This window comes from Pseudoflavonifractor phocaeensis, assembly GCF_016901735.1.
GTDB lineage: Bacteria > Bacillota > Clostridia > Oscillospirales > Oscillospiraceae > Pseudoflavonifractor_A.
This window is the reverse complement of sequence record NZ_JACLZC010000087.1, coordinates 1-8,440: the sequence shown is the minus strand read 5'-3', so window position 1 is coordinate 8,440 and position 8,440 is coordinate 1. Positions and strand designations below refer to the sequence as shown.

At 60.8% G+C, this 8,440-nt stretch carries 7 protein-coding genes; 4 read left to right on the top strand and 3 right to left on the bottom strand.

Annotated elements, in window-relative coordinates; all coding sequences use genetic code 11:
* A partial coding sequence (locus tag H7U37_RS13665; RefSeq protein ID WP_204876530.1) for an ABC transporter ATP-binding protein occupies positions 1 to 761 on the top strand: 761 nt, incomplete at its 5' end.
* A gap of 74 nt (positions 762 to 835) precedes the next feature.
* Here H7U37_RS13665 and H7U37_RS13660 read toward each other — a convergent pair.
* From H7U37_RS13660 to H7U37_RS13650, 3 genes are all read right to left on the bottom strand, one after another.
* Positions 836 to 985 (bottom strand): FeoB-associated Cys-rich membrane protein, encoded by a 150-nt coding sequence (locus H7U37_RS13660; protein WP_204876527.1) that lies wholly within the window; start codon positions 983 to 985, stop codon positions 836 to 838.
* Positions 986 to 1,000: 15 nt separating this feature from the next.
* Entirely contained in the window at positions 1,001 to 3,442 is a 2,442-nt protein-coding gene (gene feoB / locus H7U37_RS13655) for a ferrous iron transport protein B (protein ID WP_204876525.1), read from the bottom strand.
* Between the two features lie 470 nt (positions 3,443 to 3,912).
* Positions 3,913 to 4,857, bottom strand: coding sequence for an AEC family transporter (locus tag H7U37_RS13650; RefSeq protein WP_204876523.1), 945 nt, complete (start codon positions 4,855 to 4,857; stop codon positions 3,913 to 3,915).
* A 152-nt stretch (positions 4,858 to 5,009) separates the two neighbouring features.
* On the opposite strand from H7U37_RS13650, the gene H7U37_RS13645 reads away from it, so the two are divergent.
* Genes H7U37_RS13645 through H7U37_RS13635 form a run of 3 tightly spaced genes read left to right on the top strand, consistent with a single transcriptional unit; the run spans position 5,010 to position 8,240 of the window.
* On the top strand, positions 5,010 to 6,698 hold the full coding sequence (locus tag H7U37_RS13645) for a glutamine--tRNA ligase/YqeY domain fusion protein (RefSeq protein WP_204876521.1): 1,689 nt from the start codon (positions 5,010 to 5,012) through the stop codon (positions 6,696 to 6,698).
* Positions 6,699 to 6,727: 29 nt separating this feature from the next.
* The gene (locus H7U37_RS13640) at positions 6,728 to 7,759 is read left to right on the top strand and encodes a threonine aldolase family protein (RefSeq protein WP_204876519.1); all 1,032 of its coding nucleotides are present in this window, start codon (positions 6,728 to 6,730) and stop codon (positions 7,757 to 7,759) included.
* Between the two features lie 31 nt (positions 7,760 to 7,790).
* The gene (locus tag H7U37_RS13635; protein WP_204876518.1) at positions 7,791 to 8,240 is read left to right on the top strand and encodes a transporter; all 450 of its coding nucleotides are present in this window, start codon (positions 7,791 to 7,793) and stop codon (positions 8,238 to 8,240) included.
* The last annotated feature ends 200 nt before the right edge of the window (positions 8,241 to 8,440 follow it).

The following is an 8,440-nucleotide window of genomic DNA, read 5'->3' as shown; positions in this document are numbered from 1 at the left end:
CCCCCGACGCCGTCCCCCTCCCCCCGGTCAAGGGCGAGGTGGCCTACAACAACGTCACCTTCCGCTATGAGGACGACGAGCCCGTCCTCTCCCACCTCTCCTTCTCCATCCCTGCCGGGCGCTCGGTGGCCCTGGTGGGCCCCTCCGGCGGCGGAAAAACCACCCTCTGCTCCCTCCTCCCCCGGTTCTATGACGTGCTGGACGGCTCAGTCACCATCGACGGACACGATGTGCGCACCGTCACCCTGCAAAGCCTCCGCAGCCAGATCGGCATCGTGCAGCAGGACGTGTACCTCTTCTCCGGCACCATCCGGGAAAACATCGCCTACGGCAAGCCCGGCGCGTCCCAGGAGGAGATCGTCTCCGCCGCCAGAGAGGCCAACATCCACGATTTTATTCTCTCCCTTCCCGACGGGTATGACACCTTCGTGGGCGAACGGGGAGCGCGGCTCTCCGGCGGCCAGAAGCAGCGCATCGCCATTGCCCGGGTTTTCCTGAAAAATCCCCCCATCCTCATCCTGGACGAGGCTACCTCCGCTCTGGACAACGAGAGCGAGCGGCACATCCAGGAGAGCCTGGAGCGGCTGGCCCGCAACCGCACCACCATTACCATCGCCCACCGCCTCTCCACCATCCGCAGCGCCGATGAGATTTTGGTCCTCACCGCCGACGGCATCGCCGAACGGGGTACCCACGAAACTCTCATGGCCCAGAACGGTATCTATCACCGCTATTATCAGATGCAGTTCGAGGGAGTGTGAGGGAGATAAGAGATAAAAGATAGGGAAACAAAACGAGGTCAGGAAACCTGCATCCAGGTTCTGACCTCGTTCTCTTATTTTCGCTTGCAGCCGCAGGAGCAGCCGGAGCAATCGCCCGAGCAGCCGCCCTGACCTCTGACCTGGCGGAGGATGTGGCGGATCACATACCACACCGCCCATACCGCCAGCAGCGCCACGGCTCCATATATCACATATTTCAGCATCTCCATCCCTCCCGCTCAGAACAGGAGAGAACCGATCTGATAGACCAGGAAGGACACCAGATAGGCCGCGCCCAGCTGCCAGGCGATGGAGGCCAGGGTCCACTTCAGGCTGTTCATCTCCCGGTAAATGGTGGACACCGCCGCCACGCAGGGCACATAGAGCAACACGAACACCAAAAAGGCATAGGCCGCCACCGGGTCGGCAAAGGTCCCGGACAGCGCCGCCGCCACCGTGGCCCCGCTGGCGCTCATGGAAAAGCCATAGAACAGGCTCATGGAGGACACCACCATCTCCTTGGCGATGAGGCCGGTGAGAAGGGCCACCGCCGCCTGCCAGGTGCCGAAGCCCAGCGGGATCAGCAGCGGCGCAATGGCTCCGCCAATGCCGCCCAGGAAGGAGTGCTCCGCGTCGGTCACCATGGTGAGACCGCCATTCCACCCAAAGGTCTTGAGGAACCAGAGCAACACGCTCATGGCCAAAATCAGCGTGCCCGCCTTGACCAGAAAGCCCCGGACCTTCTCCCAGACGTGGAGGGCCATGTTCTTCAGGGTGGGCATCCGGTAGGGCGGCAGCTCCAGCACAAAGGCGGCGGGTTCCCCCTTAAAGACCAGCTTTTTCAGCAAAATACCGGACAAAATGGCACAGATCAGCCCCAGTAAGTAGAGAGAAAAGACCACCAGACCGCTCCACCTGGCAAAGAAAGCGGCGGTCATCAGGCCGTACACCGGCAGACGGGCCGAACAGGACATGAAGGGCACCAGCATAATGGTCATGCGCCGGTCCTTCTCGTGCTCCATGGTGCGGGCGCCCATGACCGCCGGCACCGTACAGCCAAAGCCCATGAGCATGGGAATAAACGCCTTGCCCGAAAGACCAAACCGGCGCAGCAGACGGTCCATGATAAAGGCGGCCCGGGACATATAGCCCGAGTCCTCCAAAAACGAGAGGAAGAAAAACAAAATGGCGATTTGCGGCAGGAACACCAGCACGCCGCCCACGCCGGCAATGATGCCGTCCACCAGCAGGCTCTCCACCCAGGGCGCCGTGCCGGCGGCGGCCAGCAGCCCCCGTACCCACTCGGATACCCCGCCGCTGATGCCCGCGTCCACCAGGTCGGACAGCGCTTGTCCCGGCCCGAAGGTAATGGCAAACATGGCCAGCATCATCAGCAGAAAGACCGGCACCGCCAGGATCTTATGGGTGACCACCGCGTCGATCTTGTCCGACAGGGTAAGTCCGTCGGCCTTGGGCCCCTTTTTGACCGACTGGGACACCACGCTCTGGATGAACCGGTAACGGCTGTCGGCGATGAGGGTCTCCCGGTCACCCAGGACATAGGCCCCCTCGTATTCGCTGCACACCGCCTCTACCCGCCGCTTTTCTCCCCCGTCCAGTCCCAGGCCCTCCTCCACCAGATTGTCGCCCTCCAAAAGCTTGATGGACGCCCAGTGGGCCGGAATGTTGGCGGCGTAAGCCTTATCATGGATGATCTCACCCATTTTATGGTGGATCTGATGGGTGAAGCCGTCGTACAAATCGTCCGGTTCCACCGTCACCCCCACGTGCATCTGCCTATGAGCCACCTCCAGCAGGGTCTGGATGTTCTTACCCGTCCGGGCGGTAATGGGAATCACCGGCACCCCCAGGCCGCGGGACAGAGCCGCCACCTCGATCCTGTCCCCGTGCTTCTCCACCTCGTCCATAAAGTTCAGGGCGATCACCATGGGACGCTCCAGCTCCAGAAGCTGGGCCGTCAGATAGAGGTTGCGCTCAATGTTGGTGGCGTCGATGATGTTGATGATGGCGTCGGGATGCTCCCCAACGATAAAATCACGGGCCACGATCTCCTCCATGGAGTAGGGAGACAGGGAGTAAATGCCCGGCAGGTCCACCACCGTCACCGGCTTTCCGTCCACCTGGGCCCTGCCCTCCTTCTTCTCCACCGTCACGCCGGGCCAGTTGCCCACATATTGATTGGAGCCGGTCAGGGCGTTGAACAGGGTGGTCTTGCCGCAGTTGGGATTGCCCACCAGCGCCAGCTTCATCTCCCGGCTGTCGTGACTGGCGTAGTCCGGCTCGCCGCCGTGCTCCGCCGCCTCGTGGGCGTGGTCGGCGTCCATCCGGCGCAGCGTCTCCTCGTCCGGGATGTGCTGTACCATCCCGGACCGCTTCCGGCGGATCAATGACGCCGCCTCCGCTTCCTCACCGGTGGCTATCACGATCTGTCTGGCATCTTCCCGCCGCAGGGACAGCTCATACCCCCGGATATTGACCTCAATCGGGTCGCCAAAGGGAGCGATCTTGCGTACCATGACCTCGGTACCCGGCGTCAGGCCCATATCTACCAGCCGCCGCTTCACCGGGCCCCGTTCGTTGCCTACCCGCAGAATCACGCCCCGTTCGCCGGGCGCCAGGCCCTCCAGCGTCCCCTTCTTTCCGTCTCTCTCGCTTCTCATTCCTCACGCATCCATTTCTTATTAGTTAGCATTTGCTAATTTCAGAGCCGCGAAACAGCCGGTTTCACCGCAGAATCCTTCGTACACGGTAAAACCGCCTCTTTGCGCCGCTATTATACTATCCCTCTTATCTTCGTGTCAAGGCGGGCAAAGGGGCCGCCGCGGAAAAAAGCCTCCAAAAATTTTCCGCTTTCCCCCTTGACTTTTGGGGACGGTTGTGCTATCCTAACTCCATCAGTTAGTTGCAGCTAACTAACACACCTCACAGGGAGCGCCGGGCCTTCCCCCCCTAAACAGGTCCGGACCTCTCCCCCGGCGTTCTCACCGAGAGCGTCGCGGGAGGGGCGGGACGTTCCGGAGTCCCAGTTCTCTCATTTCCTCCCGGTTTTCCTTTTGTTCCAACCACATCCATCCAAACATCAAGTATAAGAGGCGGTCCAGGGACGGACCGCCTCTTATACTGTTCTTCTTCAGGCCACCAGTCCCAGAAACCGCACCAGAAAAAGCCAGAAGGTCAACGTCAGGGCGGAGAGCAGGGTGGTACTCACGATAACGCTGGAGGTGAGCACCCCGTCGCCTCCCATGCTCTGGGCCATGACGTAGCTGCTGGGGGTGGTGGCGGTGCCCAGCATGATGACGATACACACCAGCGCCCCGTCCCGGAAGCCCATGGCCACCGCCAGCGGCAGAAAAACCGCCGGCAGAAGCACCAGTTTGAGAAAGGCCGCCGCTGCCGTGGGCTTCACCTTGGCCAGGGCTTTTTTGCCCTCAAAGCCTGCGCCGATGCACACCAGCGCCTGGGGCGTGGCCAGACTGCCCACCGTCTCCAGGGTTTTGGACACAATGGGCGGATACTGGAGGCGCAGCAGGGCCGAAATGGTGCCCAGCACGATGGCAATGAGCAGCGGATTGCTGACCACATTGCGCACCGTGCGCATCAGCTTGCCCTTGCCCTCCTCCTCCGGGCCCTCCGCCGTCAGCACCAGTACGGCGTAAATATTAAAGAGGGGCACCGCGCCCAGGATCATCATGGGCGCCGGGCCGGCGTCCCCATAGATGTTCTGCATCAATGCGACCCCCATCACCGCCACACTGCACCGGTAGCTGGCCTGCACAAAAGCGCCGCGCATGGAGCGGTCCTTCATCAGCGCCCGAGTCAGGCCCCAGATGACAAAAAAGGCGACGGTCGTCACCCCCGCGCAGAAGAGCACCAGCTTCCCGTCAAAGGTCGCCCCCAGATCGGTGGAGGCCATGTCCAGAAAAAGCAGCACCGGCAGCGTTACCTTAAAATTAAACCGGTTGGACACCGTTACAAAATGCTCGTCCAGTATCCCGATCCGGCGGAGCAGATAGCCCACCGCCATGACCAGAAACACCGGTACCGTGGCGTTGAGGCTGAACATCAGACTTTCCATCCATACATTCCTTCTCTCTTGTTGACTAACGTGTATTTTATGCCTCCCGGTCGGGCAAAGTCAAGGAAAACACTTGCCAAGGATTTCAATGGGAGATATAATAAGAGGACGGCTTCCAAAAGCCGCCTGAATTTTTGTAAGGAGTGACATACATGCCCGACGAACTGAATACCCCCGTGATGGCCCAGAACTTTATCCATGACTTCATCGACGAGGATATCGCGCAGGGCGGTCAGTTCCAAGGGCTGACCGTTCACACCCGTTTCCCCCCCGAGCCCAACGGCTACCTGCACATCGGCCACGCCAAGGCCATTTTTATCGACTTTGGCACCGCCGAAAAGTACGGCGGCCTCTGCAACCTCCGCATGGACGACACCAACCCCACCAAGGAGGATGAGGAGTTCGTGGACGCCATCCAGGAGGATATCCACTGGCTGGGCTACGACTGGGGCAACCGGTTCTTCTTCGCCTCCGATTACTTTGAAAAAATGTACGAGCTGGCGGTGGACCTCATCAAGAAGGGCCTGGCTTACGTCTGTGAGCTCACCCCGGAGCAGTTCAAGGAGTACCGCGGCGACGTCAACACCCCCGCCCGCTCCCCCTACCGGGACCGCCCCATCCAGGAGTCCCTGGACCTCTTCGCCCGGATGCGGGCCGGCGAATTCCCCAACGGCGCCATGACCCTCCGGGCCAAGATCGACCTGGAGAGCGGCAACTTCAATATGCGCGACCCGGTCATCTACCGCATCAACCATATGCACCACCACCGCCAGGGCGACAAGTGGTGCATCTATCCCATGTACGACTTCGCCCACCCCATCGAGGACGCCCTGGAGGGGATCACCCACTCCCTCTGCTCCCTGGAGTTTGAGGACCACCGGCCTCTCTACGACTGGGTGGTGGCCCACTGCGACCTCCCCGCAAAACCCCGGCAGATCGAGTTTGCCCGCCTGGGCATCAACTACACCGTCATGTCCAAGCGCAAGCTCCGCGCCCTGGTGGAGGACGGGAAAGTCTCCGGCTGGGATGATCCCCGGATGCCCACCCTCTGCGGCCTCCGCCGCCGGGGCTACACCCCCAAGTCCATCCGCAACTTCTCCGAGCGCAACGGCGTGAGCAAGGCCGCTTCCACCGTGGAGTACGCCTTTTTGGAGCACTGCCTCCGGGAGGACCTGAACGAGAGCGCCCAGCGGGTCATGGCGGTCCTCCGCCCCGTCAAGCTCACCATTACCAACTACCCCGACGGGCAGAGCGAGACCTTTACGGTGGAAAATAACCCCAACCGTCCCGAGGACGGCAGCCGGGAAATCTCTTTCTCCAAGCACCTCTACGTGGAGGCCGAGGACTTCCTCGAAACTCCCGTGCCCAAATATAAGCGCCTCTACCCCAACGGCCCCGAGTGCCGCCTGAAGGGCGCCTATCTCATCCGCTGCACCGGCTGCGTCAAGGACGAGACCGGCAAGGTCACCGAGATCCTCTGCGAGTACGACCCCGACAGCCGGGGCGGCGATCCCGCCGACGGCCGCAAGGTCAAGGGCGCCACCATCCACTGGGTGGACGCCTCCACCGCCGTCGACGCCGAGGTGCGCCTCTACGACAACCTCTTCTCCGACCCCGATCCCGACGCCGGCGACAAGAATTTCCTGGACTGCCTCAACCCCAATTCCCTCGAGATCCTCACCGACGCCAAGGTGGAGGCCAGCCTGGCCAGCGCTACCGCCCCCGCCTCCTTCCAGTTCCTCCGTCAGGGCTATTTCTGCGTCGACAGCAAGGACTCTGCCACCGGTCATCTGGTGTTCAACCGCTCTGTCAGCCTGAAAGACAGTTTTAAGGTGAAATAATCTTTTGAATGGATAAGGTGGTCCTCCCCATGTATCAATTTCGCAATGACTACTCCTTCGGCGCACATCCCAAGGTGCTTGAGGCCGTTCTGGCAACCAATCTGGAGGGGCTCCCCGGCTACGGCGACGATGAATACTGCGCCAAGGCCGTCAGCCTGATTCGGGACCTCTGCCAGGCGCCCGAAGCGGATGTACATTTCTTCATCGGCGGCACCGCTGCCAACCTCATCACCATCGCGGGTCTGCTCCGCCCCTGGGAAGGGGTGGTCTGCGCCCAGAGCGGCCACATCAACGGCCACGAGGCCGGCGCGGTAGAGGCCACCGGACATAAGGTGATCCCCGTCCCGGTGGGCCCCGACGGAAAGCTGACGCCCGAACTGGTACAGGCTGCCATCGTCCCCTATCAGCACAGCCATATGGTCCAGCCCGGACTGCTCTATATCTCCGACGCCACCGAGACCGGCGGCATCTACACCAGCGCGGAACTGGAACAGCTTTATAACTGCGCCCATTCCAACAATATGTTCCTCTTCCTGGACGGCGCACGGCTGGGCTGCGCCCTGACCGCCCAGGGCAATGACCTGACCCTACCCGATCTGGCCCGGTTCACCGACGCCTTCTATATTGGCGGAACCAAAAACGGCGCCCTCATGGGAGAGGCTCTGGTGCTGCAGGAGTCGGTCTATGTCCCCGGACTCTTCCGTCTCAAAAAGCAACGCGGCGGCGTGCTGGCCAAGGGCTGGCTGCTGGGCGCGCAGTTTGAGGCCCTCCTCACCGACGGCCTCTACTTCCAACTGGCCCGCCACGCCAACGAAATGGCCCAGAAGCTCCAGCAGGGGCTGAAGGACCTGGGCGTTTCCTTCTTCTATGAGTCCCCCACCAATCAGATTTTCCCCATCGTCCCCAATCTCTTCCTTCCCATTTTGGAGCGGCACTGCGCCTTTGAGATCTGGGGACCTGCGGAGGAGCCCAACCACACGGTCATCCGTTTTGTGTCCAGCTTCGCCACCAAGCCCTCTGAGGTGGACGGTCTTATCCAGCTCTTTGCCTCCCATCGCTAAGCACCACCCTAGAACAGAAAGGATGGTCCCTGTGGACAGCGAACTTCTGAAAGTCAAAATTCCCAATATCATTTACAGGATTGCCCAGTTTCTGGAAATTTTGGTCAGCCTCATCGTCATTGTCGCCATTGCGATCTCCCTGTATGCGGTGCTGGTAGAGCTGCATATCATGGCCAACAGCGCCTCCAACGTGGACCTGCTGACCCAATTCCTGGCCACCGCCTTTACCGTGGTCATCGGCATTGAGTTTTTGAAAATGCTCAGCCGTCACAACATGAGCTCGGTGGTGGAGGTTCTCCTCTTCGCCATCGCCCGTCAGATGGTTATTGAGCACACCAGCGCTGTGGAAAATCTCATCATGGTGGTTTCGATCGCGCTGCTCTTTACCATTCGGAAATTCCTCTTCATCCCCGGACTGGATGACAAAAAATCCTCCTCCTTCCTCAAGGAAAAGGCTCAGGACACACAGGACAACGGCTGAACGCGCCAAAAAAGGAGCGTGGAAGGTTTTTCCTTCCACGCTCCTTTCAGTCTGTCGAAGAAGTGGAATGCGGTGCAGGAAACGTCAACGTGCCTGCATGGAAGCGGGCGACCACAAGGGTCGCCCCTACGATGTGGGGGTACTTCCCATGCACGAGAAGCCCTCTGCGGGTAAAGGGAAACGATGAACAGGGTTTCTTC

Bases quoted from the DNA above. Each gene is read 5' to 3' on its own strand.
- H7U37_RS13660 (WP_204876527.1), bottom strand. From the start codon at position 985: ATGCTGAAATATGTGATATATGGAGCCGTGGCGCTGCTGGCGGTATGG.
- feoB (WP_204876525.1), bottom strand. From the start codon at position 3,442: ATGAGAAGCGAGAGAGACGGAAAGAAGGGGACGCTGGAGGGCCTGGCG.
- H7U37_RS13650 (WP_204876523.1), bottom strand. From the start codon at position 4,857: ATGGAAAGTCTGATGTTCAGCCTCAACGCCACGGTACCGGTGTTTCTG.
- H7U37_RS13645 (WP_204876521.1), top strand. From the start codon at position 5,010: ATGCCCGACGAACTGAATACCCCCGTGATGGCCCAGAACTTTATCCAT.
- H7U37_RS13640 (WP_204876519.1), top strand. From the start codon at position 6,728: ATGTATCAATTTCGCAATGACTACTCCTTCGGCGCACATCCCAAGGTG.